Genomic DNA, 25,717 nt, shown 5'->3' with positions numbered 1-25,717 from the left:
CCGCCGGGCTGAGCTCGCGGGTTTTCTGCACCCGGATACCGCCCGGTTCTTTGCTTTCCAGCAGCCGCTGGATTTTTTCCTGCAGCGAATAAAGCGGAATGCGGGTAGAGACCAATTCAACGGAAATCCCCAGGATCGACAGCAGTTTCACGACGCGCTCGTCGTCATAGAACACCAGCAGGCGCGTCTTGCTGTTGTATTGCTGGTGCAGGGACACCAGGCTTTCGATCACGTTGACGCTCTGTTCCAGGTTTTGCGAGGTGAAAATCAGCGCGATATCGTGCTTGGTGATCTTCTCTGCTTTAGCGCCGCCGTGCATGAAATCAGAAAACAGGCGGATATCGTAGGCGCCGTAATGTTTCTTCAGCAGCACCGACAGGCCAACATAGCTGTACTTACACTCACTAATCACAAGAACGTTGTTTTTAGACATAGGGCAAACACCAATACCGAGTTAAAAGTATTCAGCTGTAAGAAGCGAGTTCAAATCCTTGATGCTGGATTCCTTCCACAGCTTTCCCTGCAGTGCGTAATATGGCATTTCATCCAGCCATTTCTTGTGTTCGGGAGTTTCAACTCCTTCGATAATTACCTTGTAATGATTAAGGTAAAAGAAGCGCAGTAACGCGCGCATCAAGCCCTCGCCGCCGGACTTTTTCATAAAGTCCCAGAGCAGAAAACGATCGAGCTTAACGAAGCGGAACTGGCTGTTGTACAACGCGGAAAAACCCGCATAGCCAGAACCAAAATCATCGAGCCAAAATGAATAACTATTCAATGACGGATCGCCGTGCACGCGATCTTTCACCAGCCGGGTTGAATTCTCGCTGATCTCAAAATGAATACAGCGCAGGGCATTAATTCTTTCGGCAAAGTGACTATTCGCCAGCGATTGCAGGGAATAATCGTCAACATTCAAAGTGGCTATCACTTGGTTTTCATGAAACCAGTGTTTGTATTTATCGATCAGATTGATCTGATCCATCAAAATCTCAATCCGGGTGGCGCTGTCGGCGTGACGAAAGAACTGTTCAGGAGAAAAATGGGCATATTCGCTATTAAACGTAAAGCGAGACAGACATTCAACGGCCAGCAATTGTCCCGATTTCGCGAACATTGGCTGAAAAACATAATTAATGCCGTTATTTTTCTCTCTGAAAGAACCGCTCATTTCCCAATCCTTGGATTGACATTTAACTTGTTGATTTTAAATGATTAAAAAGAAAGTTACTCCAGGTTTATTGGTAAATTTCTTATTTAAAGCGTCAGGATGGCCGAAACGTGTCGACAGACCATTAAACGCGTAATTCGTGCCAAAGTCCAAATGTCGCAATCTGTTACTAAATGTAAATATTCGGGATAATATTCTGATTTTCAGGCCTTAACGCAAAATCTTGAACTCTGCAGCTTTCCCAAACACAGATTATTCCTATTCATATGAATCGTCAACATCGATCGATAGGTATCCGCCGATAGTTTATTCCTATCAAGAGGGGGCTTATGAATGTTTTAAACGATTTAACATTAAGAATATGCTTAGTCTATATTTCGTCCGGCAATGAGTTCATCGAGGCAACGCTCCTTTTCAGCAAGGGAGTGCTATCGCTGAGTGTATGCTCAGTGGCGGCAATATATATATAAGCCCGCCACTGAATCGATTATTTTATTGTTCTATGGAGCTGGAAATGAAAAAAGTATTATTGCCTTTGGCTGCCCTGGTATTGTCTGCAACTGCTTCCAACGCAATGGCAGCAAACGGCAACGTTAAATTCACCGGTGAAATTGTACAGTCCACCTGTAAAGTTGTTGATAAAGACCAGAATAAAGAAGTTTACCTGGGTAAATATCCTACCACCGCTTTCCCAACTGCCGGTTCTACCAGCGGTGCTAAAGCTTTCGATATCAGCCTGGAGAAATGTGAAGCGGGTAACTACACCCTGCGTTTCGACGGTAACACCCCAGCCGGCCACCCAGAGCTGTTGGCTGTAACTGGCGGCGCGACTGGCGTTGGCGTTGAAATTCTGGATAACAACGGTTCTACTCTGCCAATCTCTCAGGAAGTGGCTACCCCAGCTACCGTAACTGTTGCTGCTGATGGCGATAACCCAGGCGCTGCGACTTTCAACCTGCGCGCTCGTTACAAATCCTTCCAGGATCTGGTAACTGCCGGTCAGGCAAACTCTAACGCTACCTTCACCATCGAATACAAATAATTCGCTGGCAGGATAGATAGAGTTATTGGCCAAGGATGGCTAAATTTTGAGAGTTGAGACATTCCGATGAAAAAAATTCTGACTGGTATTTTATTCGCATTCTCTGTTAATGCCTTTGCCGGCATTCAGGTTGATGCGACGCGTGTCATCTATAACAGTGCAAGTAAATCCGCATCGCTCTCAATCAGCAATGACAGCGACGATACCTACATGGTGCAAACCTGGCTGGATACTGGCGATGCAAGCCAGATGCCTAAGAATTTGCCGATCGTGGTGACGCCACCCATTTTGAAGCTGGCTGCCAAGAAAGACGCCATTTTGCGTTTTATCTATTCCGGCAGCGGTTTGCCGCAGGACAGAGAATCTCTGCTCTGGGTCAACGTACAGGAAATTCCGCCAACGCCTAAGCAAGATAACGTGCTGCAGGTGGCGATCCGTACTCGTATCAAACTGTTCTATCGCCCGGATTCGTTGAAAACCAACCTGCAACAGCAGGCGGAAGCGCTGAAGTGGAAGCGCCAGGGCGGCAATTTAGTCGTGACTAACGATGGCCCGCTGTTCGTCACGCTGGGCGTCTTGAACCTGAAGAGCGGCGGCAAGAGCTGGAAAGTGAACGCCGACATGGTCAAGCCACACGACAGCCTGCGTATTTCCCTGCCTCAGGGGGCGCAATCAGCCAACAATATGTCGTTTACCTATATCAACGACTATGGCGGTCACACCGAGATTAAAAACGTCGCACTGAATTGATTTGAAGCACTTCAAGGAATGAAAGAAATGGCACACAAAAGAATAACAACCCTCGCGCCAAAACGTTTGGTGAAGCTGATTAATGGTGTAATTTATTTTTCTGCTGTGCCTTTTTCATTCTCACATATGGCCATGGCGGAGGAGCAGTTCAACACCTCCTTCATCCATGGCGATGACAATATCGCCCAGGTGGCGTCGTTGGCCAGCGGGGATGACATTCTGCCGGGTAAATATCCGTTTGATATCTATCTCAACGGGCAGCGTATCGATCACCGCGAAATCGAATTCAAGAAAGAATCCAAAGACTCTCCGGTAGCGCCGTGCCTGACGGCCGCGGACTATCAGGATTACGGCGTAAAGCTGCCCGGCGATCTGACCACCGCCGGTGCCGCGCAATGCTACGCATTGCCACAACAGATCTCCGGCGCCAAGCTGAGCTATGACGCCGCCGTACAGCGTATGGATCTGGAAGTGCCGCAGGTGTTTCTGATCCCGCGCCCGCAAGGTGCCATTTCGCCGAAAGTTTACGATCGCGGCATCAATGCCGGCTTTGTTAACTATAACTTTAGCGGCACTCATAACCGCTACGGCAACAACCAGAACGACAAGACTTCCGACTATTACTTCCTGAGCCTTAACAATGGCCTCAATATTGGCGATTGGCGCCTGCGCAACAACTCGACGTTGAACCAACAGTCGGGCGCCGGTACGCATTGGAAGAACATTTCCAGCTGGGCGGAAACGGACATCGTTTCTCTGCGCAGCCGTCTGGTGATCGGCCAGACCAACACCAATAACAATGTGTTCGACAGCATTCAGTTCCGCGGTGTGCAGATGTCCAGCGCCGACGACATGCTGCCGGAAAGCCAGCGCGGCTATGCGCCGGTGGTGCGCGGTGTGGCGACGACCAACGCGCGCGTTGAAGTGCGTCAGAACGGCTATACCATTTACAGCACCAACGTGCCGCCAGGGCCGTTTGCACTGACGGACATTTTCCCAAGCACCCTGAGCGGTAACCTGGACGTGACGGTTATCGAAGCCAACGGTTCGAGAACCTCTTTCGTCGTGCCGTTCTCCTCGGTGCCGAACATGCTGCGCGAAGGGATTTGGAACTATCAGCTGACCGCCGGTAAATACCACGACGGCACCAGCCGCTATCAGCCCAAGTTTGTCCAAGGCACCTTGTCGCATGGTATGGCGTATGACATCACGCCTTACGGTGGCGTGCTGGTGGCGGAAAACTACCGTTCAGCGGTCGTGGGCCTCGGTAAAAACCTGGGGAACTGGGGGGCTGTCTCTTTTGATATGTCCTATTCCGACACCAACCTGGTGAACGGCGATGACAAGCAGGGGGAGAGTTTCCGTTTCCTGTATTCCAAGTCGCTCAACGATTGGGGGACGGAATTCCGCATTGCCGGTTACCGTTACTCGACCTCCGGTTATTATGATTTCTCCGATGCGGTTGCCGAGCGCGAACGCTATGAGAACGGTTATTACCGTAACGATTACTACGATCAAAACGATCGCAACCTGGGCGTGCCGGACTGGGCGGAATCTCGCCGCCGCAGCTATTACACCAGCCGTTTCAACAACAAACGCCAGCGCGTTGAGCTGTCTGTCAACCAGCGCATCGCCGGTAATTCGACGCTGTACGCCAACCTTAGCAACCAGTCTTACTGGGGCGGATCCGGCGAAGACCGCACCGTACAAACCGGTTTTAACAGCAGCTATAAAAATATCAGCTATGGCGTCTTTTATCAGGACAGCCGCAGCAACTACGGCTATAAAGACCGCAGCGTCAACCTGACCGTATCGATTCCGTTCAGCTTCTTCAGCAAGGATTCGTCGGACATGACCGCCAGCTTCAACGCCGGCCACAGCAAGCAGAGCGGCAACACCTACAGCGCCGGCCTGAGCGGCACCGCGCTGGATGACAACCGCTTGAACTATGCGGTGCAAAGCGGCCATGATCGTTATTCGGGCCAAACCAGCTCGGCCAACGTCGGTTATCAGGGCAGCATGGGGACCATCAATGCCGGTTATAGCTACAGCAAAGATTATCAGCAGTCTTCGTTGGGCGTGGCGGGCGGTATCGTCGCACACTCCGGCGGCGTGACGTTGACCCAGCCGCTGCAGAATACGTTTGTGCTGGTGGAAGCCAAAGACGCCAAGGGCGTTCGTATCGAAAACCAACCCGGCGTCGCCATCGACCGCTTCGGTTACGCGGTGATGACCTCTGCGTCGCCATACCGCCATAACCGCGTGGCGTTGCGCACCGAAGATATCGGCAACGGCCTGGATATCCCGATGGCGGCAAGAGACGTGGTGCCGACTTACGGCGCAATCACCCGCGTGAAGTTTGAAACGCACACGGGCCAAAGCCTGTTGGTACACAGCAAGATGGCCGACGGCAGCGTACCGCCGATTGGCGCCAACGTCTTCAGTGCGGACGGCAAGAACAACGGTACTGTCGGTACCAACGGCGATATTTATATCTCAGGTGCCTCCGCAGGGGATCGTCTGCTGGTGAAATGGGGCAACGACGCGGGCGAAAGCTGCTCACTGGTGGTGCCGGAATTGAAAGCGGCGACCGAACAGTTGATGGGTTATCAGGAACTTTCGCTGACCTGCGGAAAACCGTAAAAGGAAAGGATATGTCTTCTTTGTTAAAGCATAAGAATCTCGGGTTGGCGGCTGGGCTGCTGGTCACGCTGGGCGCGTTTTCGCAGAGCAGCTATGCGCTGTCGTGTAAGCAGAACGGCAGCATTCGCCAGGATATCGTGCTGGATAAAGCCATCAAGGTGTCGACCGCCAATACCGCGCCGGGCGCGTTGCTGTGGCGTTCGCAGACCTTTACCTCGACCTTCCAATGTACGGATGACTGGAACAACCCGAAAGGGGAAAATGCCTACCTGTACTGGGATCCGCAGTCCCGGATGAGTCAGATCCATAATTCGATCGAAGTGGGTGTCACTTATCAGGGGATCGATGTCAAGCCGACTAAAGGCGCACGTCAGGACGTCGGTCCCGGCACGGAATGCCGTCGTTCGGGCAGCCGTTGTTTGTCTCCGGCCAGATCGCTGACGGTAACCGTGTCTTACGCCATCTATATTAAAGCAACCGGCAAGGCGCCGCCGGCCGGCGGCAAGATCAACGACAACAACTCGTACTCGGTATTTCAGGTTGATGGCGTCGGCGGCTTGAACGGCACGCCGAACAGCAACTTTAACGCCTACATTTCCGGGCTGGGCAACATTCAGTTTATTTCCTGCAACCCGAAAATCACCGTGGTGGCCAACAACGGTTCGACGGTGAATTTCGGCACTATCCCGCGTCAGAATGCGGTGGTGGGCAAAATCGAGAAACAGGTGCCATTCTCGGTTGCCGCCAATATGTCCGATCCGACGACCGGACAGGACTGCCAGGGGGAGACGCTGCAGGCCAGCTTCAGCAGTACTTATCCGCTGCAGGATAACAGCGTGATCCTGCCGACCAGCGACAGCGGCTTCGGTATTTTGATCTCGCAGGCGGCGACGCCAAATACGCCGATCATGATGAACAGCCCGGTCGATCTGGGCCTGGTCAACGGCACCATCGTTGAAAAGAACTTTATGGCCAGCCTGAAATGGTTGAGCACCAACCCGAAAGTGGGGCCGTTCAGCGCATCGGCGAATATTGACGTTACCTTCAAATAATTCGGTGCCTGGTCAATAAAAGAAAGGGTTCAGTTCTCGCGAACTGAACCCTTTTTTGTGCCTTATACCGCGCTGATTAACGCAGCCCCATCCAGCTGGTGCAAACGCCTTCCGGCGGTTTGCCGGCGTACCAACGGGGCAGCGTGGGGGCATCATGGCGCGGTTCGGCCTGCATTTCTATCGGCTGCGCCGGCCATTCTGCGACGTCCCAGCGGGTGGTGCGGCGATACACTGCCGGGGTTTTGCCGAACTGTTTCTTGAAGGCGCGCGAGAACGAAGGCTGAGAGTCGAAATGGTATTGCAGGGCGATATCCAGGATCGGGCGTGGGGTGGAGCGCAACGCCTGCGCCGCCTGCGACAGGCGCCGCTCGCGGATATAGCTGCCGAGCGCGTGGCCGGTGGTGCTGCGGAACATGCGCTGCAGGTGCCATTTGGAGTAGCCCGACTTGGCGGCGACGTTATCCAGCAGCAGCGGCTGATCCAGATGAGTTTCAATCCAGTCTAGTAAATCGTGAATGATATTGACGCGATCCATGGTTTTAGTTCTCCCGCAAAAACGACATTCAGGTCACAGTGACTTAGCTTAATTATCCAAGAATATGCTTTGATAATAGGCGTGACTACGCCGTTACGCAAGGGTAAGCCGGGGATAAAAAGGTGGCCAAAAATGCTCTTTGAACGGCAGGGGAATAAAAGAAAGGCCGCATAAAGCGGCCTTTTCAGTAGGAAGTGACGGAAAATCAGTTAGTTTCCGGTTTCACTTCAATGTAGTTCAGACCCAGCACGCTGCTGGTGTAACCGCGGATCTTGTTGGTCATCTCGATATCGCCGTTCAGCTTGTGGCCGTAGGACGGGATGATCTCTTTCAGCTTGCTCTGCCATTCCGGCGTCGCCACTTTGTCTTTGAACACGGTTTCCATCAGGTGCAGCATGATTGGCGCAGCGGTGGAAGCGCCCGGCGAAGCGCCCAGCAGAGCGGCGATGCTGCCGTCTTCAGAGCTGACGACTTCGGTGCCGAACTGCAGCACGCCGCCTTTATCCGCGTCTTTCTTGATGATCTGTACGCGCTGGCCTGCGGTCCACAGCTTCCAGTCTTCCTGCTTGGCGTCCGGGAAGTACTCTTTCAATGCGGCGAAGCGATCGTCGTCGTTCATCATCAGCTGGCCGACCAAATATTTCACCAGATCGAAGTTATCCAGACCGACGTGGGTCATCGGCATCAGGTTCGAGGTGCTCAGCGAGTGCAGCAGATCAAACAGCGAACCGTTCTTCAGGAACTTGCTGGAGAAGGTGGCGAACGGCCCGAACAGCAGCACGCGCTTGCCGTCCAGCATGCGGGTATCCAGGTGCGGCACGGACATCGGCGGCGAACCTACGCTGGCCAGGCCATACACTTTGGCCAGGTGCTGGTTGGCGATCTCCGGGTTGGTGGTGACCAGGAACTGGCCGCCGACCGGGAAGCCGCCGTAACCGTCGGCCTCAGGGATGCCGGATTTCTGCAGCAGGGTCAGGGACGCGCCGCCTGCACCGATGAACACGAACTTGGCGTTAACGGTGGTTTCTTTACCGTCGCGGTTCAGATCGGCAACGGTTACGCTCCAGGTCTGGTCGGCGTTGCGCTTGATGTCGCGCACTTCGTGGCTCAGGTTCAGCTTGAACTTGTCGCTGGCGCTCAGTGCGTCAACCAACTGGTGGGTGATCACGCCGAAGTTAACGTCGGTGCCCAACGGCATGCGGGTCGCGGCGATTTTCTGCGCCGGATCGCGGCCGTTCATCACCAGTGGCGCCCACTGTTTGATTTGCGCAGGGTCTTCGGAGTATTCCATGCCGCGGAACAGGGTGCTGTGCTGCAGCGCCGCGTAGCGTTTACGCAGGAAGTTGACGTTGTCGTCGCCCCACACGAAGCTCATGTGCGGCACGCTGTTAATGAAGGATTTCGGATCTTTCAGGACATTGTTTTTCACCTGATAAGACCAGAACTGACGGGAGATTTCGAAAGACTCGTTGACCTTCACCGCCTTGCTGATGTCGATGGTGCCATCGGCTTTTTCCGGCGTGTAGTTCATTTCGCTGAAGGCGGAGTGGCCGGTACCGGCGTTGTTCCAGCCATTGGAGCTCTCTTCCGCCACGCCGTTCATGCGCTCGTACATGTCGATGGTCCAGGTCGGCTCCAGCTCATGCAGATAGGTACCCAAGGTGGCGCTCATGATGCCGCCGCCGATCAACACCACGTCGACGGTTTTATTCTTCTCTTCAGCCGCCGCCTGTTGCGTAACGCCAAACAGGCTGAGACTGAAAATCAGGACGAGTAATTTTCTCATTGAATTAAATCTCTTGTGTGTAAATTCTACTCATTGCAGGTGAAAGAATTTAGCGGGAGTTACCCTGGAAATAATGAAGCCGACCGCCCGGCGTGAGCCGATAGGCAGCAATAATGCCTTTTTGTTAATAGGGTTTTTAACGAAAAGTGAACTATTGCAGGCCGTCCGGATGCAAATTGATCGGTTCACGTTACTGGCGGGGTATTATTGTTTGCGAGAATGTTAAAAACTACTTTTGTAACTAAAAAAAATGAATATAAGCAAAAATAGGCCGGTTGCTGTCGCAGTAATAAACAAAGAGGGAAGAAAGGTCGTATAACCGCGTTATTTTCGGGGGTTAATTGTCGCGCAATTAAACGTTATTTCGTTATCACACAATAATTGCGGTTAAATTGCAAATACCTATCGGTAACCAATAATAAATGGCCGCCGTTGCGGGCGGCCATCGTGCAGAAGGCGGTTATTTGATGCCCATCGCATCGCGCATGGTGAAGAACAGATCGGTCTGATCGGTCAATCCCACCACGTTGGCGGCGTGCGGGCCGTAGGCCGCGACGCGCAATTGGGTGCCGGTGTGCCCCTGCGACTCTTCTTCCGAGTTGCCGTAGCTGAGGGTCATCGGCGCGCCGTCTTTGGTGGTCAGCATCTGGGTCAGGCCCGGCGCTTTGGCGTCGGCGGCGACGATCTGGCTGGCGTGCGCATGGTCGGCGGTGACGATCACCAGCGTGTTGCCGTCGGCGCGGGCGAAGGCCAGCGCTTTTTGCACCGCTTCGTCCAGATCGACGGTTTCACCAATCTGCCCGCACGGGTTAGCGGCGTGATCCTGCTTATCGATCGACGCGCCCTCTACCTGCAGGAAGAAGCCGTTCGGGTTATCTTTCAACAGCGCGATCGCTTTTTCGGTCATCGCCGCCAGCGTTGGCGTGGCCGCGGTGCGCGCCGGGTTGTTTTCGCAGGTTACCGCCGGCTTGTCGAGGTTGCCGTGATAGCTGGCTTTCGGCCCCAGCCAGCGCACCGGCATGTTGCCGTCGGCGAACAGACCCAGCAGCGGTTTTTGCTGGTTGGCCAGCGTAACGGCCTGCAGCTCATCCGCGTTGCTCACCCACTGGTAACCCTGCGCTGCCGCCTGATCTTTCAGCGATTTTCCTTGCCATTCGCCGCTTTTCGCCAGCTGGTTGAAGGACTTTGCGCCGCCGCCCAGCGTGACGTCGGCGCGGGTTTTCAGCAACTGCTCGGTGATGGAGCCGCGGCCACCGTTTTCCAGCGCGTTAGCGGCGCATTTCTCGCTGGTTTCCTCCGGGCCGTAGCATTTGCGCGAGGTGACGTGCGACACCAGCGCCGCCGGCGTAGCGTCTTGCAACTCGGCGGTGGAGACGTTGCCGGTGGCCTTGCCGGCCGCCTTGGCGATCTCCAGCAGCGTCGGCTGATCTTTGCCGTTCACGTCCACGCCGAGCGCGCCGTTATAGGTTTTCACCCCGGTGGCCCAGGCGGTGGCGGAGGCGGCGGAATCGGTCACGTAATCCGGCTTGTGGGTTTTCTTGTCCAGCGAGTAGTGGGTGTATTGCCCGGTCAGCGGCAGAGCGTCGATGCCCTTGAAGTAACCGCCTGCGCCTTCAGCGTAGTTGCGCGCGGCGGTGATCTCGGAATCCCCCATGCCGTCGCCGATCAGCAGAATCACGTTTTTCGCCGTTTTGTCCGACAGCGACGCCTTCAGCGCGGCGGTCTGATCGCCGGTCAGACGACGGGCGCCGCCCGGTTCGGCGAGGTTGCCGCGCGCGGCGCGCTCGGTCAGGCCATCGGCATTGGCCGAGGTTTCCGCCGCGATGGCGGAGGAACAGAGCAGGGCGGACAGCACGGCGCCGGCGATCAGAGATACAGCAGGTTGCATGGGGTAAGCTCCTTGTCGTAATACAACAATGTAAATAACATCAAATTGTTACGAAAGGAGAGTAGAGCAGAGGGATGACAATTTTATGACAATGAAAGACGGGACGGCCCGGCGGCCATCCCGTTTGACGATCAGGCCGCGCGCGCCGGGATAGCCAGCCCGCGCTGCACCGCCGGCCGCGCCAAACCGCGCTCCAGCCACTGCGCGACGCGCGGGAAACTGTCGAACGCCACCAGCTCGCGCGCCTCATAGAAGCCGATCAGGTTACGCACCCAGCCCAGCAGCGAGATATCGGCGATGGTGTAGTCCGCGCCCATGATCCAGTCGCGGCCTTCAAGGCGCGTTTCCAATACGCCGAGCAGGCGTTTCGATTCATTCTTGTAACGCTCCAGCGGCCGCTTGTCTTCATATTCGCGCCCGGCGAATTTGTGGAAGAAACCGAGCTGGCCGAACATTGGGCCGACGGCGGCCATCTGGAAGAACACCCACTGAATGGTCTCATAACGCTGCGCCGGATCCTGCGGCAGGAAACGGCCGCTCTTTTCCGCCAGGTAGAGCAGAATGGCGCCGGATTCGAACAGCGGCAGCGGCCGGCCGCCGGGGCCGTCGGGATCGATGATCGCCGGGATCTTGCCGTTCGGGTTCAGCGCCAGGAATTCCGGCGTCCAGGTCTCGTTGTTGCCGATGTCGATCAGGTGCGCTTCATAAGGCAGGCCGATCTCTTCCAGCATGATGGACACTTTGACGCCGTTCGGCGTCGGCAGAGAGTAGAGCTGCAGCCGTTCCGGGTGCTGAGCCGGCCAGCGTTTGACGATCGGGAATTGAGTGGAATCGAGCATGGAAACTCCTCGGGTTGGCGGGGTCGCTTAAGCGTACCCCTTGAGTATTGCAGTAAAACTACCCCGCCGCCGGGTTACACCGTGAGGTCAAAATGTGCGGCCAGCGCTTTTTTACCGGCGGGGGGCAGCTGCAGTTCGCGGCTGTCGAGCCGGCGGACGATCCAGCCGCGTTGGATAAAGGCGGCTAACAGCGCGGCGCCCAGCGCGCCACCGAGGTGAGAGCGGCGTTCGCTCCAGTCCAGGCAGCCGCAGGCGAAGCGGCGGCGGGTGGGAGCGGGGGAGCAATCGACGCCCAGCCGAGCCAGCGCGGCCTGACCGACGTCGCTTAACCGGTAGTCTTCTTCGCCGGTCAGCCAGTTCAGCGCATGCAGCCGATCGTGCAGCTTCACCGCCACCTCGCCCGCCATATGGTCGTAACAGGTGCGAGCATATTGCAGCGAGGTGGGCGTGCTGCTTTTCACCGACGGGCGCGGCACGCCCGCCAGCGCCATCAGACCCTCCAGCGCTGCGGCCACCGGTTGCCCGGCCAGCCGAAAATAGCGATAGCGCCCCTGTTTGACGCAGGCAATCAGCCGCTGCTCCAGCAGCTTCGCCAGATGTGCGCTGGCGGTAGACGGGGCGACCTCGACCGCCGCGCTGAGCTCGGTGGCGGTGTAGGCGCGCCCGTCCATCAACAGGCACAGCATGCGCGCCCGGGTGCGGTCGGCGATGGCGGCGCTCAGCGCCGCTAAACGATCTTCTATCTCGATGTTATGCATACTTCGAGGTTAGACGAAGTATGACGGCGCGTCCATCGCTAGCCTGTGGCTATCGCATTCTGGTGCTGTGCGCCCGTGTCCGCTGGATATTGATGAGCGGGCGCTGAAATCGGTGCAGTGGCGCCGTTCGCTCAATGCGCGCGTGCCGGAATTTTACCGTTGAGAGGAGACGAGGATGATTGCCGTGATTTTTGAACTGCAGGCTGCCGACGGGCAGCGCGATACCTATCTGACGTTGGCGGCGGAGCTGAAGCCGCTGCTGGCGCAGATCGACGGATTCATTTCCATCGAGCGCTTTCAAAGCCTGGCCGATCCTGCGCGCCTGCTGTCGCTCTCCTTCTGGCGCGACGAAACGGCGGTGCAGCAGTGGCGCAATCTCGAGCAGCACCGGGCGGCGCAGGCGCGCGGCCGTGGCGAGGTGCTGGCGCAGTATCGGCTGCGGGTGGCGGAGGTGGTGCGGGACTACGGGCTGGAGAGTCGCGACCAGGCGCCGCAGGATAGCCGTTGTTATCACCGTACCTGAGAAAAAGCCCGCCGCCGGCGGGCTTTCACCCGCTATTTCGCCTCGCTGCCCACCTTCATCGCCCCGGCGTAGCTGGCGCCCATCCCCCAGGCGGCGCCGTGGTCGCGAGCGATCTGCAATACGCCCCCCGCCGTGGCTTTACGGCTCCAGTCCTGCTGCCATTCCAGCATCAACGCTACCCAGTTGATGGGCGTGGCGCCCGCCTGAACCAGACGCTGCATGGCGTTGTTTTGGCTGTCTGGCGTAATGTCGCCGGTGACGTCCGACAGGATATAAACCTCATACCCCTCGCCCAGGGCGGACAGCGCCGGCAACATCACGCAACTGGCGGTCCACAGCCCGCCGATGATGATTTTCTTGCGGCCGGATTGTTTGATCAGATCCACCACGCGCCGATCCTGCCAGACGTTGATGGCGGTGCGGTCGTACACCTGCAGGTCCGGGCGTGCCTGCGTCACCTGCTGGAATACCGGCCCGGCGAAGCTTTTGGCGTTGGCCGAGGCCAGAATGGTCGGCACGTTGAACACCTTGGCGGCCTTGGCGATGCCGGCGGCGTTATTCACCAGATTGGTTTGATCGATAGAGGAAATGGTCATGCCGAACATGTCCTGCAGATCGACCAACAGCAACAGGCTGTTGTCGGCGGTCAGCGGCTGCACATAACCCGCCTGGCGGCTATCGGCGGCGGGGGATTGCGCCAGCGCGGCGACGGGGGCGGTGGCGGCGCTCAGGCCGAGCATCAGGGCGAACAGGGTCTTTTTCATTATTAACTCCATGATTATCAGTAGATTAAATTCACTTACCACTCAGGGAAGCGGTTGGATAAAGTCTACTTAGGTTGTTTTGGTTAATAATCTGTGTTTTATTGAATTTATAATTAACTATCAGGACATAATATGGACGTGCTACTGGCGATGCGCGCCTTTCGCCGCGTGGTTGAGCGCAACAGTTTCTATAAGGCGGCGGAGGATCTGGCGATCACGCCGGCGGCGTTGAGCAAGCAGATTAAGCAGTTGGAAAGCCGGCTGGGGACGCTGTTGCTCGTGCGCACCACCCGCAGCATGAGCCTGACCGAAGCCGGGCAGATCTATTACCAGGAAGCCTGTCGGTTGCTCGGCGAGTTCGACGCGCTGGAACAGACGGTTGCCGCCAGCGCGCAGCAGGTCTCCGGCACGCTGCGGGTCAATGCGCCGCTCTCATTCGGCCTGACGGTGCTGTCGCCGCTGTTGCCGCTGTTTATGCAACGTTACCCGCAGTTGCAGGTGGAACTGACGCTGGACGACAGGGTATTGGACGTAGTGGCGGCTGGTTTCGATATTTCCTTGCGCATTCGCCGACGGCTGCCGGACTCTTCCCTCATCGCCCGGGCGCTGGGTGAAGTGCACCAGCGAATTTGCGCCGCGCCCGGCTATTTGGCGCAGCACGGCATGCCGCAAACGCCGAATGAATTACAGCGACACAGCTGTCTGGCCTATTCCCTGGCGGAAAGGCCGGGGCAGTGGCAGTTCACCGCCGGCGAGGAGAGCCTGAGCGTGGCGTTCACTCCCCGGTTGATCGCCAACAACAGCCTGATGCTGCGGGATATGTTGGTGGCGGGATTGGGCATCGGTTCGCTGCCGTCGTTCGTGGCGGATCCCGAGATCGCCGCCGGCAGGCTGGTGCGGCTGTTCCCTGAACAGATTGCCGACGTGCATCAGGTCTTCGCGGTTTACCCGACGCGCCGGCATGTGCAGCAGAAAGTGAGTTTATTCACCGAGTTTGTGCGAGAGCATGGATTGATGACGGCGAATTGACAACGGCGTACGGTTGTCATATTCATTAGCTATGAAAAAATCCTACCGCCCATTCGCGCAAATTATTATCACCCTTCTCCAGAGGGTGGGGTAGCGCGTGTGTCGCCAATAAAAACCCGCCGGCAGGCGGGTTTTTTTATCCCCTTCCGGCAACGACCGGAGAACGTCATGAAAACCTACCCTGCAGTTTTACACCTGATGTGCGGCAAGGCCGGCGCAGGCAAATCGACGTTGGCGCAGCGTTTGGCCCAGCAGCCGCAAACGCTGTTGCTGAGCGAAGATGCGTGGCTGGCGACGCTGTATGAACAGGAGATGGCCAGCCTGCAAGACTACGCGCGCTGCTCCGACCGGTTGCGGCGGGCGCTGGGCGGGCACCTCGTTCAGCTGCTGCGCGGCGGTTGGTCCGTGGCGCTCGATTTCCCGATGAATACGCCGGACAGGCGGCGCTGGGCCAAAGCCTTGGCGGAGGAGGCCGGCGTCGCGCACTGCCTGCACTTTCTCGACGTCAGCCATGCGCAGTGCCTGAACCGGATAACGCTGAGAAATGCGCGCGGCGAACACCCGTTTACACTGAGCGAGGCGGAGTTTGAGCACCTGGCGCAGTATTTTGTTCCCCCGGCGGAAGAGGAAGGGATGACTATCTTGCGTTATGGCGAACGGGACTGAAAACCGGCGCCATGACGGCGCCGGCAACAGGGTTAGGCTTCGGCGTTAAACGCGTTGTGGAATGCGACTTCCGCGCACGGCAGCGCGCCCTGGAAGGCGATGGCGCGGAAGTAGTCTTGTGGCACGCCCGGCAGGGTCAGCGCGTCCTGCGCCTGGAAGCCGAAACGGCCGTAATAGCTCGGCTCGCCCAGCACCACGCAGCCTGCGGCGCCGCGTTCCTGCAGCTCGGCCAGCAGCCGGCGAATAAGCCGGCTGCCGATCCCCAGGTTCTGACAGGCCGGCAGCACCGATATCGGCGCCAGCCCGAACCAACCGACGGCGCCGTTGCTGAGTGCGACCGGTGAGACGGACGCGTGCCCGAGCGGTGTGCCATTGTGCTCGGCGACCAGCGACAGGGTGAGGGCTCCCGCCGCGCGCAGCGCATTGACGATAAACTGCTCGGTGTGGCTGCTGTGTTCGGCGTGCAGGAATGCGGCGGCGGTCAGGGTGGCGATGGCGCCGACGTCGGCCGGCGTTTCGTGGCGTAACGTGATGTTCATGGTTGTATCCTGATTCAATAACGCTGTGCCGACCGGGCTGCCTGCCCGGCCGGTATCGATGATTAACGGTTATCCAGCTGCGCCCGCACGGCCTTGAGCCCGGCGAAGGTGACGCGATAAGGGCGCCCCTGGCGAGAGAGGATCAGGCGTTTGGTTTTGAGCTTGGTGAAAACGGCCAGCGAGCAGTCGGCCAGGCCGAGCCCTTCGCGGGTGTAGCATTCGACGTGGGTGACGCGACCGGCGTCGTTGCGGGTGAAGGCGATATAGCCGCCTTTGGCCAACACGTGCAGCACGCGTTGTTCCGCTTTGGAAATGTTCATGTTGGGAGATCCTGTAATAACCCCAGATACGCGCATCCCCGCGCAAACGCGCGTCGGATACGTCAGAGTCCCTCGCCATGCGGCAAGGAAGCGACTATCGGGTGGTTACAATCTCCAACATACAGGCCTCGGGCAGTGAAAAACGCCAGGACGGCGTTTAAGCGCAGTTAATGTAGCCAATGGCCGGTTGGCTGTCAATTTGCCGGCGACGCGGGCCGCCGGCGCAAGGCCAATCAGAAAGGTTTGGTCGGCAGGTATTTGCCGTCCAGGGTGATCACCGCGCGTTCGCCGCCGTCCGGATCGGCGACCTTCTTGATATCCAGCTTGAAGTTGATGGCGCTGATGATGCCGTCGCCAAACTGCTCGTGCACCAGCGCTTTCAGCGTGGAGCCGTAGACCTGCAGCATTTCATAGAAACGATAAATGGTCGGGTCGGTCGGCACGCCGCCGGGAATGCTGCCGCGCAGCGGGATGGTTTGCAGCAGCTGCACCGCTTCTTCATCCAGCCCCAGCTTGGCCGCCACGGTGCGCGCTGCCGGTTCCGGCAGCGCATGCTGCCCGAGTAGGGCGGCGGTGACAAACGCCAGGCTGAGGCCGGTGCCCTCGGCCAGCGCTTCGAACGTCAGGTTATGGCGGATCTTGGCGGCCATGATGGTGTCGGTGAGCGCTTCGCGCGGGGCGGCGTTATGCAGAGAGTGTGTCATGTTGGCTCCTTTTGTTGGCTTAAAAACGGGCGATCGCCGGCGTGGCGGTCACCTCGGGATGGGTGGCGAGCGGCACGAAGCGGCGGGTTTCGCCGTCCAGCGCCTCGATAGCGCCGCTGGCGATGTCATAGACCCAGCCGTGCAGCGTCAGGCGGCCCTGATCCAGCGCCAGGGCGACGGAAGGGTGCGTTTTGATGTTGTTGAGTTGGGCGATGACGTTCTCGCGCACCATCGACGCGACCCGCGCTTCGTCGCAGGCGTGCGGATAAGCCTGATTGACCGCCTTGGCGGAATCGGCGTAACGCAGCCAGCCGGCGACCGTTGGCAGGTGATCCAGACATTGGCAGGTGGCGATGGCGGTCATCGCGCCGCAGTCGGAATGGCCGCAGATCACGATATCTTCCACGCCCAGCGCGGCGACCGCGTACTCGACCGAGGCGGTCACCCCGCCGGGTTCGGGGCCGAAAGAAGGCACGATGTTGCCGGCATTGCGGATAACGAACAGATCGCCCGGCTCGCGCTGGGTGACCAGCTCCGGCACCAGGCGGCTGTCGGAACACGAGATAAACAGCGTACGCGGATTTTGGCGGGTCGCCAGCCGCTGAAACAGCGCCGTGCGTTCAACAAAGGCTTCGCGCTGGAACTTCAGGAAGCCCTCAATTACCTCTTTCATTGTTTTTCTCCCAGGGGGTAAGCGATGACGGCATGATGAACGCTTCTGGCTATAGGGTCTAAGACCCATTTATAATGCTGGCTATAGGTATTACTAATAGTTGGGGCGCTATGCTGCTGCGACATATCCGTTATTTTCTGGCCGTGGCCGAACAGGGCAGTTTCACCCGCGCCGCTGAAGCGCTGCACGTCTCGCAACCGACCTTGTCGCAGCAGATCAAACAGCTGGAGGATGCGCTGGGAGCGCCGCTGTTCGATCGCAGCGGCAGAAGGGTGCAGCTGACCGACGCCGGTGAAGCCTGGATGCGCTATGCGCGGCTGGCGCTGCAGGATCTGGACGCCGGCGCGCGGGCGATCCATGACGTGGCGACGCTGGCGCGCGGCCATCTGCGGCTGGCGATGACGCCGACGTTCACCGCCTATCTGGTGGGGCCGGCGATCGATGCGTTCTACCGCCGCTATCCGGGGATTACGCTGAGCATTGAGGAGATGGCGCAAGAGCGGATCGAGGCGTTGCTGGCGCAGGATAGGTTGGATCTGGGGATTGCCTTCGAGATGGCGCAGTCGGCGGAGGTGGAAGCCACGCCGTTGTTCAGCGAGACGCTGGAGCTGATGGTCGGCGCCGATCATCCCCTGGCTGCGCGGCGTCGGCCGCTGACGCTGGCGGAGTGGCGACATCTGCCGCTGGCCTTGCTGAGCGGCGATTTCGCCACGCGCCAGTTTATCGATCGCTACTGCACGCAGCTCGGTTTCCGGCCGCTGGTGGCGGTGGAGGCCAATGCGCTGGGTGCCATCGTCGAGATCGTGCGGCGGGGGCAGCTCGCCACGCTGTTGCCGGCCGCCATTGCGCGCGAGAACCGGCAGTTGAAAAAGGTGGCGCTGGCCAACGCCATGCCGGCTCGGCAGGCGGTGTTGCTGCAGCGCCAAGGCGCTTACCGCAGCGCCGCAGCACAGGCGTTTATTGCCGTATTGCAGCAACAGGGCGTTACGCCAACGCCCCCCAGCGCTGCATCATCCCCAGCAGATGCACCAGTCCGAAACCGAGGCAAATCAGCGAGCTGACGATGATAAAGCGTTGGCTGCGGCCGGTATCGCGCAGGGCGAAAGGGCCGGCGACGCCGCGCAGCAGGTAGATAAAGGTGATGATAAACAGCGCGGGCCGCAGAAGCGGCAGCGGCGCGATCAGGCCCGCGCCGGATAGCGCATACAACGCCCAAATAAACAGCACCAGCGCGATACCGGCGGTGACGACGGCCGGGAACTTTTTACCCGCTTCCGCCGCCTTAATGAAGCGATCGCCGGCGCCGCACAGCCGATAGCCGCGCGGCCCGGCGGCGATCACCCAAATATGCAGCAGGGCGGCGATGGCGCTCAGCGCGGCGCCGATCAGCAGCGCGGTGTTATAGAGGTGTGGCATGGGTCAGCATCCTTGTCCTAAATCAGTCTGGTATCAAGCTTAGACCAGAATGCGTAAGTCAGGCCCGGGGGAGCTCAACGGCCGACATTTGCAGCGCGTCTTCAGGCACCACGCGGGCCTGCGCATCGATAAATGCCAGCTGCACCGGCAGCCCGCTGTGTTTATCCACCAGTTGAACGTGGGGGGTGTCATGCAGAATATGCCGGTGGCCCCATGCCATCAGCGCAACCAGGATGGGCCCCAGGCTGCGTCCCTTGTCCGTCAAGACATATTCATGTCGCTCACGCTCGCCCGGCTCCCGGTAAGCGCGTTTGGCCAACAGTTCTTGTTCTACCATGGCATTCAGACGATTGCTCAACGCCTGGCGCGAAGCGCCGATATTCTCGCGCAGCTCTTCAAAACGGCGAACGCCGTAGAATGATTCGCGCAGGATCAGCAACGTCCAGCGATCGCCAAGCAGGTCCGCGGCCTGCGCCAGCCCGCACAGGGCAAGAGAAACGGTAGGGAGATCGGGAGATTTTGACATGGGCATTTTCCTTCGCTAGTCTAAGTCTTGTTTTTAGACTTATCTATATTCAAGGAGAGTATAATGCCATTTGTTAATGTGCAAACGGTGAAAGGCATGCTGGATGAACGGCAAAAAAGCGAATTGCTGTCCCGCATTACCGATCTGTTGGTGGAGATAGAAGGGCGAGGCGATCCGGCGTTCAGGCAGTCGGTTTGGGTCAGAATCGATGAACATGCGCCCGAACAATGGAGCCTGGGCGGCGTGCAGCCGACGGCGGCGATGATTGCCGCGAAGTTCCCGCCGCGTTAATTCAACTATGCTGCCTGCGAAAAGGATAGGATGCCGCAGGCGCTCAAAATGTCACCGAAACTTCCCGCGATCTCTGCACCCCGTTGTGGCATAATGCGCGCCAAATCACATTCCCTATGTATAAAGAGCGAGCGCTGTGTTAAGCACTAACAACATCACCATGCAGTTCGGCAGCAAGCCGTTGTTTGAAAACATCTCTGTCAAATTCGGCGGCGGCAACCGTTACGGCCTGATCGGCGCCAACGGCTGCGGCAAGTCCACCTTTATGAAAATCCTCGGCGGCGATCTGGCGCCGAGCGGCGGCAACGTGTTCCTCGATCCGAACGAGCGCCTGGGTAAACTGCGTCAGGATCAGTTCGCCTTCGAGCAGTACAGCGTGCTGGACACCGTGATCATGGGCCACACCGAACTGTGGGCGGTGAAGGAAGAGCGCGACCGCATCTACGCCATGGCGGAGATGAGCGAAGAAGACGGCTATAAAGTGGCCGATCTGGAAGTGGCCTACGGCGAAATGGACGGCTACAGCGCCGAAGCGCGCGCCGGCGAACTGTTGCTCGGCGTGGGTATTCCGGTGGAGCAGCACTACGGCCCGATGAGCGAAATCGCGCCGGGCTGGAAGCTGCGCGTGTTGCTGGCGCAGGCGCTGTTCTCCGATCCGGAAATCCTGCTGCTCGACGAACCGACCAACAACCTGGACATCGACACCATTCGCTGGCTGGAAAACGTGCTCAACGAGCGCAACAGCACCATGATCATCATTTCGCACGACCGTCACTTCCTGAACATGGTCTGCACCCACATGGCGGATCTGGACTACGGCGAACTGCGCGTTTATCCGGGCAACTACGACGAATACATGACCGCCGCCACCCAGGCGCGCGAGCGTCTGCTGGCGGACAACGCCAAGAAGAAGGCGCAGATCAGCGAGCTGCAATCGTTCGTCAGCCGCTTCAGCGCCAACGCCTCCAAATCTAAGCAGGCCACTTCCCGCGCCCGCCAGATCGACAAGATCCAACTGGAAGAGGTGAAAGCCTCCAGCCGCCAGAACCCGTTCATCCGCTTCGAGCAGGACAAGAAGCTGTTCCGTAACGCGCTGGAAGTGGAAGCGCTCACCAAGGGCTTCGACGAAGGCCCGCTGTTCAGCAAGCTGAACCTGATGGTGGAAGTGGGCGAGAAGGTCGCGGTGCTGGGCGCCAACGGCATCGGTAAAACCACCCTGCTGAAAACGCTGGTGGGCGACGCGCAGCCGGACAGCGGCACCGTCAAGTGGTCAGAAAACGCCCGTATCGGTTACTACGCGCAGGATCACGAATACGAGTTCGACGACACCCTGAGCGTGTTCGACTGGATGAGCCAGTGGAAGCAGGAAAAAGACGACGAGCAGGCGGTGCGCAGCGTGCTGGGCCGTCTGCTGTTCAGCCAGGACGACATCAAGAAAAAAGTGAAGGTGCTGTCCGGTGGTGAGAAGGGCCGCATGCTGTTCGGCAAGCTGATGATGCAGCGCCCGAATATTCTGGTGATGGACGAACCGACCAACCACCTGGATATGGAATCCATCGAATCGCTGAACATGGCGCTGGAGATGTACGAAGGCACGCTGATCTTCGTCTCCCACGACCGTGAGTTCGTCAGCTCGCTGGCGACGCGCATTCTGGAAATCACCCCGAACAAGGTGATCGACTTTACCGGCAACTACGAAGACTATCTGCGCAGCCAGGGTATCGTGTAACCCTCGCGGCAACGCATCAGGGCGGGAATTATCCCGCCCTTTTTTTATCCGTCATTCCCCGCCGCACACCTCACAGTGTGGGTCTTTCGGCAGCTTCATCTCGCGGAACTGCATGCTCATCGCATCGAACATCAACAGTTTGCCGTGCAGCGGTTGACCGTAGTCGGCCAGCAGCTTGATGGCTTCCATCGCCTGCAGGGTGCCGATAGTGCCGACCAGCGGCGCCATCACGCCCGCTTCAACGCAGGTGAGGGCGCTGTCGCCGAACAGCCGGCTCAGGCAGCGGTAGCAGGGCTCGCCCGGCTGATAGGTGAACACGCTGAGCTGACCTTCCATGCGGATCGCAGCGCCGGAAACCAGCGGCTTGCGCTGTGCGTGGCACAGGCGGTTCAGCGCGTCGCGCGCCGCCACGTTGTCGGTGCAGTCCAGCACCAGATCGCAGGCGGCGATCTCTGCCGCGACCGCGTCATCTTCCAGCCGGCCGTCGATGGCATCGATGCGGATATGCGGATTGATGGCGCTCAGCTCCTGCCTGGCGGAGGCGACTTTGCTCTGGCCGATGCGATCGTCGCGGTGCAGGATCTGGCGCTGCAGGTTGGAGAGCGAGACGGTGTCGAAATCCACCAGTACCAGATGGCCGACGCCGGCCGCCGCCAGATATGGCGCGGCGGCGCAGCCCAGCCCGCCCAGTCCGGCGATCAGCACGCGGGCGGCCTTCAGTTTCTCCTGGCCGTCGAAGTCAAAGCCGCGCAGCACGATCTGGCGGTTGTAGCGCAGCGCTTCGGCGTCGGTCAATTCCGGCAGCATGTTCAGCTCCTCAGCAGGGCGTTGAACGGCTCGATCTCCACCGTTTCACCCGCCGCCACCGAACCGCGTTCGCGCTCCAGCACGATGAAACAGTTGCCCTGGCTGTAGGAGCTGAAGACGTGCGAGCCCTGGTGGCCGGTGGTGCTCACCTCCAGTTCGCCCGCGGCGTTGCTGCTGAATACGCCGCGCTGAAAATCGAGGCGGCCCGGCGATTTCTTCAGCGGCGTCAGCGCGCGGGCGCGCAGGCGCGGCGGCAGGCGCCAGTCGCTGTGGCCGGCCAGCTTCGCCAGCAGCGGTTGCACCAGCTGGTAGAAGGTCAGGGCGGCGGAAACCGGGTTGCCCGGCAGGCCGCAGAACCAGGCGTGGCCCAGTTTGCCGAAGGCGAACGGTTTGCCGGGTTTGATCGCCAGCTTCCAGAAGCTGACCTGGCCCAGTTCGTCGAGCATCTGTTTGGTGTAGTCGGCTTCGCCGACCGAGACGCCACCACTGCTGATCACTACGTCGGCCTGGCTGTCCGCTTGTTCGAAGGCGGCGCGCAGCGCATCGCGATCGTCGCGGATAATGCCGAGATCGAGCACTTCACAGCCCATCTGCTCCAGCATCAGGCGCACCGCGAAGCGGTTGGTGTCGTAGATCTGGCCTGCCTGCAGCGGCTGGCCGACCGGCTGCAGTTCGTCGCCGGTGGAGAACACCGCGACCTTCAGCTTACGCATCACCTGCACTTCGGCGACGCCGAGCGAAGCCAGCAGCGGCAGCTGCGCGGCGCCCAGCTTCACGCCGGCCGGCAACACGCTGGCGCCTTGGCGAATGTCTTCACCCGCTAAACGGATATTCTGGCCGGCTTCTACCGGGGCGGTAAAACGCACGCCCTGGTCGCTCACTTCGGCCTGCTCTTGCATGACAACCGCTTCCGCCCCGGCCGGGATCGGCGCGCCGGTCATGATGCGCACGCAGCTGTTGGCCGGCCATTGGCCGTCGAACGGCGCGCCGGCGAAGGCTTTCCCGGCGACCGGCAACGGCGCATTGGCCGCCAGATCGGCGAGGCGTACCGCATAGCCGTCCATCGCCGAGTTGGCGAACGGCGGCACGTCGAGCGGTGAGACCACCGGCGCGGCGGTGATGCGGCCGGCGGCGGCGGTCAGCGCGACGGATTCGGTCTGTTGCAGCGGGGCGATCTGCCCGAGCATTTTTTCCAGCGCTTGCTCCAGGGAGATGAGATCGGAAGTATGGCAATGATCCATAAGGGGAACTCCGTAATCAGGGTGCGCAATGATAGCGACAAAGTGCGGCTATTATGGCAGAGAACGCCGGGGGGGAGAACGGGGTATGCCCGCCATCTTTCGCACTGCGCCGGAAGCGTGAACGGGTATAAACTGCGTAAAACAGAGGAGGATCATGATGCATAAACAGGTTATCGAGTTCTGGTTCGACGAGATCGAACCGGTGATGTGGTTCAAAAAGGACGATGATTTCGATCGTCTGCTGCATAGCCGCTTCGGCGAAATCTGGCGGGCGGCGGCGGCGGGGGAACTGGCGCACTGGCGCGACACCATCGAAGGGCGCCTGGCGGAGGTGATCGTGCTCGATCAGTTCAGCCGTAACCTGTTTCGCGGCACGCCGCAGTCGTTCGCCTGCGACGGCATGGCGCTGGTCCTGGCGCAGGAGGCGATCCGCAGCGGCGAGTGCGAACGGCTGAGCCGTGAGCAGCGCGGCTTCCTTTATCTGCCGTTCATGCATTCGGAATCACCGCTGATCCACCAGCAGGCGCTGGTGTTATATACCGAGCTTAATAACGGCGACCAGCTGGAGTTCGAGCTACGGCATAAGGCGATCATCGATCGTTTCGGCCGCTACCCGCATCGCAACGCAATATTGGGGCGCATCAGCACGCCGGAAGAAGAGGCCTTTTTACGGCAGCCCGGCTCGGGTTTTTAATCGTCGGATCATCTGCGCCCGGCCGGGGAAAAAAACAGCAGGTCGGGCGCCACAATAAGCGTGACTCAGCGCGAACGTTTATTTCATTACGCCATGCTGCTATTTCCTCTCGCGAAATTACCAATAATCCCAGCCGCACTGTCAGCGGTTTGCCGCTTTTTATAACCTGCTGTTTTTATTCCAATAAGCTATTTCAAGGTGCGAAATGGTCTAAGCGCGCTACGCTAAAAGCGGGACGTGGACGTTATGCTGTACTTCCACTGTAGGACTAAATAGAGTCGAAAAAGACTGAATAATAATGATACCGCGCTCAGCTTATTCGCTGCGCAACGGCGGGATTAACACAGGGTGTCAGGCAAATGAGCAAACCAGTGATTGCCATTCATGGCGGCGCGGGCGCAATTACCCGGGCGGCGCTGAGTGCGGAAAAAGAACGGCAGTATATCCAGGCGCTGTCCGAGATCGTGGCCGCCGGGCAGGCGGTACTGGCGCAGGGCGGCAGCGCGCTGGACGCGGTGACCGAAGCGGTGCGGCTGCTGGAGGAATGCCCGCTGTTCAACGCCGGCAAAGGCTCGGTGTTTACCCATCAGGGCACCCACGAACTGGACGCCTGCGTGATGGACGGCCGCACCTGCGACGCCGGCGCCGTCGCCGGCGTCAGCCGCGTCCGCAACCCGGTGCTGGCGGCGCGCGCGGTGCTGGAAAACAGCGAGCACGTGCTGTTTGCCGCCGAAGGCGCCGAGAAGTTTGCCGCCGCCCACGGCCTGGAAATGGTTACTCCCGACTTCTTCTTTACCCAGGAACGCTTTGATCAGTTGCACCGCGCCCAGGCGGAGCAGGGGCGGGTGCTGCTCGATCACGACGGCGCGGCGCAGGCCGGCGATCCGCTCGATCCCGATCGCAAATTCGGCACCGTCGGCGCGGTGGCGCTGGATGCGCTGGGCAACCTCGCCGCCGCCACTTCCACCGGTGGCATGACCAACAAGCAGGCCGGGCGGGTAGGCGACACGCCGATCATCGGCGCCGGTTGCTATGCCAACAACGCCACGGTGGCGGTCTCCAGCACTGGCACCGGCGAAATCTTCATGCGCGGCGTGGCGGCCTATGACGTCTCCGCCCTGATCGAATACGGCGGCCTCAGCCTGCAAGAGGCCAGCGATCGGGTGGTGATGGAGAAGCTGCCGGCGCTGGGCGGCAGCGGCGGCATGATCGCCGTCGATCGCCACGGCAATATCGCGCTGCCGTTCAACAGCGAGGGGATGTACCGCGGTTTTGGCTATGTCGGCGATGCACCGTCCGTCGGGATTTATCGCTAAGCGTTCACCGGGAGG

28 protein-coding genes are annotated in these 25,717 nt (G+C 59.1%); 12 read left to right on the top strand and 16 right to left on the bottom strand.

Going from position 1 to position 25,717, the window contains the following annotated elements; all coding sequences use genetic code 11:
- Together MMS95_RS16790 and MMS95_RS16785 are read right to left on the bottom strand one after the other, a co-directional pair.
- A partial coding sequence (locus MMS95_RS16790; protein ID WP_242141976.1) for a LuxR family transcriptional regulator occupies nucleotides 1–433 on the bottom strand: 433 nt, incomplete at its 3' end.
- A gap of 21 nt (nucleotides 434–454) precedes the next feature.
- Nucleotides 455–1,171 carry an EAL domain-containing protein gene (locus MMS95_RS16785; protein WP_004939091.1) on the bottom strand — a complete coding sequence of 239 codons (717 nt, stop codon included), beginning with the start codon at nucleotides 1,169–1,171 and terminating at the stop codon, nucleotides 455–457.
- Between the two features lie 514 nt (nucleotides 1,172–1,685).
- On the opposite strand from MMS95_RS16785, the gene MMS95_RS16780 reads away from it, so the two are divergent.
- From MMS95_RS16780 to MMS95_RS16765, 4 genes are all read left to right on the top strand, one after another.
- On the top strand, nucleotides 1,686–2,213 hold the full coding sequence (locus tag MMS95_RS16780) for a fimbrial protein (protein WP_004939088.1): 528 nt from the start codon (nucleotides 1,686–1,688) through the stop codon (nucleotides 2,211–2,213).
- 66 nt (nucleotides 2,214–2,279) lie between these two features.
- Nucleotides 2,280–2,963, top strand: coding sequence for a molecular chaperone (locus tag MMS95_RS16775; protein WP_004939085.1), 684 nt, complete (start codon nucleotides 2,280–2,282; stop codon nucleotides 2,961–2,963).
- A 27-nt stretch (nucleotides 2,964–2,990) separates the two neighbouring features.
- Entirely contained in the window at nucleotides 2,991–5,606 is a 2,616-nt protein-coding gene (locus tag MMS95_RS16770; protein ID WP_033633736.1) for a fimbria/pilus outer membrane usher protein, read from the top strand.
- 11 nt (nucleotides 5,607–5,617) lie between these two features.
- Nucleotides 5,618–6,658, top strand: a complete 1,041-nt coding sequence (locus tag MMS95_RS16765; RefSeq protein ID WP_016928480.1) for a fimbrial protein — start codon at nucleotides 5,618–5,620, stop codon at nucleotides 6,656–6,658.
- 76 nt (nucleotides 6,659–6,734) lie between these two features.
- Here the strand turns inward: MMS95_RS16765 and MMS95_RS16760 are convergent, their stop codons facing one another.
- The 5 genes from MMS95_RS16760 to MMS95_RS16740 form a co-directional block, all read right to left on the bottom strand.
- A complete protein-coding gene (locus MMS95_RS16760; RefSeq protein WP_004939075.1) occupies nucleotides 6,735–7,193 on the bottom strand; it encodes a helix-turn-helix domain-containing protein in 459 nt (152 codons plus the stop codon).
- A 205-nt stretch (nucleotides 7,194–7,398) separates the two neighbouring features.
- Complete coding sequence (locus tag MMS95_RS16755; RefSeq protein WP_015377186.1) at nucleotides 7,399–8,979, bottom strand: malate:quinone oxidoreductase; 1,581 nt, start codon at nucleotides 8,977–8,979, stop codon at nucleotides 7,399–7,401.
- Between the two features lie 460 nt (nucleotides 8,980–9,439).
- A complete protein-coding gene (gene phoA, locus MMS95_RS16750) occupies nucleotides 9,440–10,867 on the bottom strand; it encodes an alkaline phosphatase (protein WP_242141975.1) in 1,428 nt (475 codons plus the stop codon).
- Nucleotides 10,868–10,998: 131 nt separating this feature from the next.
- Nucleotides 10,999–11,706, bottom strand: coding sequence for a glutathione S-transferase N-terminal domain-containing protein (locus MMS95_RS16745; protein ID WP_004939065.1), 708 nt, complete (start codon nucleotides 11,704–11,706; stop codon nucleotides 10,999–11,001).
- A gap of 74 nt (nucleotides 11,707–11,780) precedes the next feature.
- Nucleotides 11,781–12,464, bottom strand: a complete 684-nt coding sequence (locus MMS95_RS16740) for a metalloregulator ArsR/SmtB family transcription factor (protein ID WP_033633731.1) — start codon at nucleotides 12,462–12,464, stop codon at nucleotides 11,781–11,783.
- Between the two features lie 175 nt (nucleotides 12,465–12,639).
- On the opposite strand from MMS95_RS16740, the gene MMS95_RS16735 reads away from it, so the two are divergent.
- The gene (locus MMS95_RS16735; RefSeq protein ID WP_242141973.1) at nucleotides 12,640–12,987 is read left to right on the top strand and encodes an antibiotic biosynthesis monooxygenase; all 348 of its coding nucleotides are present in this window, start codon (nucleotides 12,640–12,642) and stop codon (nucleotides 12,985–12,987) included.
- Between the two features lie 32 nt (nucleotides 12,988–13,019).
- On the opposite strand, the gene MMS95_RS16730 is transcribed toward MMS95_RS16735, so the two are convergent.
- The gene (locus MMS95_RS16730; protein ID WP_015377190.1) at nucleotides 13,020–13,751 is read right to left on the bottom strand and encodes an isochorismatase family protein; all 732 of its coding nucleotides are present in this window, start codon (nucleotides 13,749–13,751) and stop codon (nucleotides 13,020–13,022) included.
- Between the two features lie 132 nt (nucleotides 13,752–13,883).
- Between MMS95_RS16730 and MMS95_RS16725 the strand changes: the two genes are divergently transcribed.
- Nucleotides 13,884–14,780, top strand: a complete 897-nt coding sequence (locus tag MMS95_RS16725; protein ID WP_242141972.1) for a LysR family transcriptional regulator — start codon at nucleotides 13,884–13,886, stop codon at nucleotides 14,778–14,780.
- A 168-nt stretch (nucleotides 14,781–14,948) separates the two neighbouring features.
- Nucleotides 14,949–15,446, top strand: coding sequence for an ATP-binding protein (locus tag MMS95_RS16720; RefSeq protein ID WP_015377192.1), 498 nt, complete (start codon nucleotides 14,949–14,951; stop codon nucleotides 15,444–15,446).
- 32 nt (nucleotides 15,447–15,478) lie between these two features.
- On the opposite strand, the gene MMS95_RS16715 is transcribed toward MMS95_RS16720, so the two are convergent.
- The 4 genes from MMS95_RS16715 to MMS95_RS16700 all read right to left on the bottom strand — a co-directional run bounded on the left by MMS95_RS16715 (nucleotide 15,479) and on the right by MMS95_RS16700 (nucleotide 17,682).
- Nucleotides 15,479–15,985: an N-acetyltransferase gene (locus tag MMS95_RS16715; protein ID WP_242141970.1), complete on the bottom strand. Its 507-nt coding sequence runs from the start codon at nucleotides 15,983–15,985 to the stop codon at nucleotides 15,479–15,481.
- A 62-nt stretch (nucleotides 15,986–16,047) separates the two neighbouring features.
- Nucleotides 16,048–16,305: a YjhX family toxin gene (locus tag MMS95_RS16710; RefSeq protein WP_004939031.1), complete on the bottom strand. Its 258-nt coding sequence runs from the start codon at nucleotides 16,303–16,305 to the stop codon at nucleotides 16,048–16,050.
- A 233-nt stretch (nucleotides 16,306–16,538) separates the two neighbouring features.
- Nucleotides 16,539–17,009 (bottom strand): cyanase, encoded by a 471-nt coding sequence (gene cynS / locus MMS95_RS16705; RefSeq protein ID WP_004939029.1) that lies wholly within the window; start codon nucleotides 17,007–17,009, stop codon nucleotides 16,539–16,541.
- A gap of 19 nt (nucleotides 17,010–17,028) precedes the next feature.
- Nucleotides 17,029–17,682: a carbonic anhydrase gene (locus MMS95_RS16700; RefSeq protein WP_015377194.1), complete on the bottom strand. Its 654-nt coding sequence runs from the start codon at nucleotides 17,680–17,682 to the stop codon at nucleotides 17,029–17,031.
- Nucleotides 17,683–17,792: 110 nt separating this feature from the next.
- Between MMS95_RS16700 and cynR the strand changes: the two genes are divergently transcribed.
- Nucleotides 17,793–18,743, top strand: coding sequence for a transcriptional regulator CynR (cynR, locus tag MMS95_RS16695; RefSeq protein WP_156865361.1), 951 nt, complete (start codon nucleotides 17,793–17,795; stop codon nucleotides 18,741–18,743).
- On the opposite strand, the gene MMS95_RS16690 is transcribed toward cynR, so the two are convergent.
- Both MMS95_RS16690 and MMS95_RS16685 read right to left on the bottom strand, forming a co-directional pair.
- The gene (locus MMS95_RS16690; protein WP_242141968.1) at nucleotides 18,667–19,098 is read right to left on the bottom strand and encodes a hypothetical protein; all 432 of its coding nucleotides are present in this window, start codon (nucleotides 19,096–19,098) and stop codon (nucleotides 18,667–18,669) included. The two genes, cynR and MMS95_RS16690, sit on opposite strands and share 77 nt — an antisense overlap.
- Before the next feature lie 58 nt (nucleotides 19,099–19,156).
- Nucleotides 19,157–19,624: a helix-turn-helix domain-containing protein gene (locus MMS95_RS16685; RefSeq protein ID WP_156865363.1), complete on the bottom strand. Its 468-nt coding sequence runs from the start codon at nucleotides 19,622–19,624 to the stop codon at nucleotides 19,157–19,159.
- A 63-nt stretch (nucleotides 19,625–19,687) separates the two neighbouring features.
- Here MMS95_RS16685 and MMS95_RS16680 point away from each other — a divergent pair, with 63 nt between their 5' ends.
- A complete protein-coding gene (locus MMS95_RS16680; protein WP_004939015.1) occupies nucleotides 19,688–19,915 on the top strand; it encodes a tautomerase family protein in 228 nt (75 codons plus the stop codon).
- A gap of 136 nt (nucleotides 19,916–20,051) precedes the next feature.
- The gene (locus MMS95_RS16675; protein WP_048322591.1) at nucleotides 20,052–21,644 is read left to right on the top strand and encodes an ABC-F family ATPase; all 1,593 of its coding nucleotides are present in this window, start codon (nucleotides 20,052–20,054) and stop codon (nucleotides 21,642–21,644) included.
- Nucleotides 21,645–21,695: 51 nt separating this feature from the next.
- On the opposite strand, the gene moeB is transcribed toward MMS95_RS16675, so the two are convergent.
- Both moeB and moeA read right to left on the bottom strand, forming a co-directional pair.
- Nucleotides 21,696–22,451 (bottom strand): molybdopterin-synthase adenylyltransferase MoeB, encoded by a 756-nt coding sequence (gene moeB / locus MMS95_RS16670; protein ID WP_048322593.1) that lies wholly within the window; start codon nucleotides 22,449–22,451, stop codon nucleotides 21,696–21,698.
- A gap of 2 nt (nucleotides 22,452–22,453) precedes the next feature.
- Nucleotides 22,454–23,692 carry a molybdopterin molybdotransferase MoeA gene (gene moeA / locus MMS95_RS16665; protein WP_060559025.1) on the bottom strand — a complete coding sequence of 413 codons (1,239 nt, stop codon included), beginning with the start codon at nucleotides 23,690–23,692 and terminating at the stop codon, nucleotides 22,454–22,456.
- 157 nt (nucleotides 23,693–23,849) lie between these two features.
- Here moeA and MMS95_RS16660 point away from each other — a divergent pair, with 157 nt between their 5' ends.
- Nucleotides 23,850–24,386, top strand: coding sequence for a DUF924 family protein (locus tag MMS95_RS16660; protein ID WP_004938999.1), 537 nt, complete (start codon nucleotides 23,850–23,852; stop codon nucleotides 24,384–24,386).
- Nucleotides 24,387–24,745: 359 nt separating this feature from the next.
- Nucleotides 24,746–25,702 carry an isoaspartyl peptidase/L-asparaginase gene (locus MMS95_RS16655; RefSeq protein ID WP_060559027.1) on the top strand — a complete coding sequence of 319 codons (957 nt, stop codon included), beginning with the start codon at nucleotides 24,746–24,748 and terminating at the stop codon, nucleotides 25,700–25,702.
- The last annotated feature ends 15 nt before the right edge of the window (nucleotides 25,703–25,717 follow it).

Source organism: Serratia sp. PGPR-27, from assembly GCF_022678525.1.
GTDB classification, from domain to species: domain Bacteria; phylum Pseudomonadota; class Gammaproteobacteria; order Enterobacterales; family Enterobacteriaceae; genus Serratia; species Serratia nematodiphila.
Note: the sequence above shows the minus strand (reverse complement) of the source record. Positions and strands in the feature narration are given on the sequence as shown.

Excerpts from the sequence above, each read along its gene's own strand:
- MMS95_RS16785 (WP_004939091.1), bottom strand. The coding sequence starts at position 1,171 with ATGAGCGGTTCTTTCAGAGAGAAAAATAACGGCATTAATTATGTTTTT.
- MMS95_RS16685 (WP_156865363.1), bottom strand. The coding sequence starts at position 19,624 with ATGTCAAAATCTCCCGATCTCCCTACCGTTTCTCTTGCCCTGTGCGGG.
- MMS95_RS16720 (WP_015377192.1), top strand. The coding sequence starts at position 14,949 with ATGAAAACCTACCCTGCAGTTTTACACCTGATGTGCGGCAAGGCCGGC.
- moeB (WP_048322593.1), bottom strand. The coding sequence starts at position 22,451 with ATGCTGCCGGAATTGACCGACGCCGAAGCGCTGCGCTACAACCGCCAG.
- MMS95_RS16775 (WP_004939085.1), top strand. The coding sequence starts at position 2,280 with ATGAAAAAAATTCTGACTGGTATTTTATTCGCATTCTCTGTTAATGCC.
- cynS (WP_004939029.1), bottom strand. The coding sequence starts at position 17,009 with ATGACACACTCTCTGCATAACGCCGCCCCGCGCGAAGCGCTCACCGAC.
- MMS95_RS16700 (WP_015377194.1), bottom strand. The coding sequence starts at position 17,682 with ATGAAAGAGGTAATTGAGGGCTTCCTGAAGTTCCAGCGCGAAGCCTTT.
- MMS95_RS16765 (WP_016928480.1), top strand. The coding sequence starts at position 5,618 with ATGTCTTCTTTGTTAAAGCATAAGAATCTCGGGTTGGCGGCTGGGCTG.
- MMS95_RS16680 (WP_004939015.1), top strand. The coding sequence starts at position 19,688 with ATGCCATTTGTTAATGTGCAAACGGTGAAAGGCATGCTGGATGAACGG.
- MMS95_RS16745 (WP_004939065.1), bottom strand. The coding sequence starts at position 11,706 with ATGCTCGATTCCACTCAATTCCCGATCGTCAAACGCTGGCCGGCTCAG.
- MMS95_RS16780 (WP_004939088.1), top strand. The coding sequence starts at position 1,686 with ATGAAAAAAGTATTATTGCCTTTGGCTGCCCTGGTATTGTCTGCAACT.
- MMS95_RS16740 (WP_033633731.1), bottom strand. The coding sequence starts at position 12,464 with ATGCATAACATCGAGATAGAAGATCGTTTAGCGGCGCTGAGCGCCGCC.
- moeA (WP_060559025.1), bottom strand. The coding sequence starts at position 23,692 with ATGGATCATTGCCATACTTCCGATCTCATCTCCCTGGAGCAAGCGCTG.
- phoA (WP_242141975.1), bottom strand. The coding sequence starts at position 10,867 with ATGCAACCTGCTGTATCTCTGATCGCCGGCGCCGTGCTGTCCGCCCTG.
- MMS95_RS16730 (WP_015377190.1), bottom strand. The coding sequence starts at position 13,751 with ATGAAAAAGACCCTGTTCGCCCTGATGCTCGGCCTGAGCGCCGCCACC.
- MMS95_RS16690 (WP_242141968.1), bottom strand. The coding sequence starts at position 19,098 with ATGCCACACCTCTATAACACCGCGCTGCTGATCGGCGCCGCGCTGAGC.
- MMS95_RS16755 (WP_015377186.1), bottom strand. The coding sequence starts at position 8,979 with ATGAGAAAATTACTCGTCCTGATTTTCAGTCTCAGCCTGTTTGGCGTT.
- cynR (WP_156865361.1), top strand. The coding sequence starts at position 17,793 with ATGCTGCTGCGACATATCCGTTATTTTCTGGCCGTGGCCGAACAGGGC.
- MMS95_RS16770 (WP_033633736.1), top strand. The coding sequence starts at position 2,991 with ATGGCACACAAAAGAATAACAACCCTCGCGCCAAAACGTTTGGTGAAG.
- MMS95_RS16760 (WP_004939075.1), bottom strand. The coding sequence starts at position 7,193 with ATGGATCGCGTCAATATCATTCACGATTTACTAGACTGGATTGAAACT.
- MMS95_RS16710 (WP_004939031.1), bottom strand. The coding sequence starts at position 16,305 with ATGAACATTTCCAAAGCGGAACAACGCGTGCTGCACGTGTTGGCCAAA.
- MMS95_RS16715 (WP_242141970.1), bottom strand. The coding sequence starts at position 15,985 with ATGAACATCACGTTACGCCACGAAACGCCGGCCGACGTCGGCGCCATC.
- MMS95_RS16660 (WP_004938999.1), top strand. The coding sequence starts at position 23,850 with ATGCATAAACAGGTTATCGAGTTCTGGTTCGACGAGATCGAACCGGTG.
- MMS95_RS16725 (WP_242141972.1), top strand. The coding sequence starts at position 13,884 with ATGGACGTGCTACTGGCGATGCGCGCCTTTCGCCGCGTGGTTGAGCGC.
- MMS95_RS16655 (WP_060559027.1), top strand. The coding sequence starts at position 24,746 with ATGAGCAAACCAGTGATTGCCATTCATGGCGGCGCGGGCGCAATTACC.
- MMS95_RS16735 (WP_242141973.1), top strand. The coding sequence starts at position 12,640 with ATGATTGCCGTGATTTTTGAACTGCAGGCTGCCGACGGGCAGCGCGAT.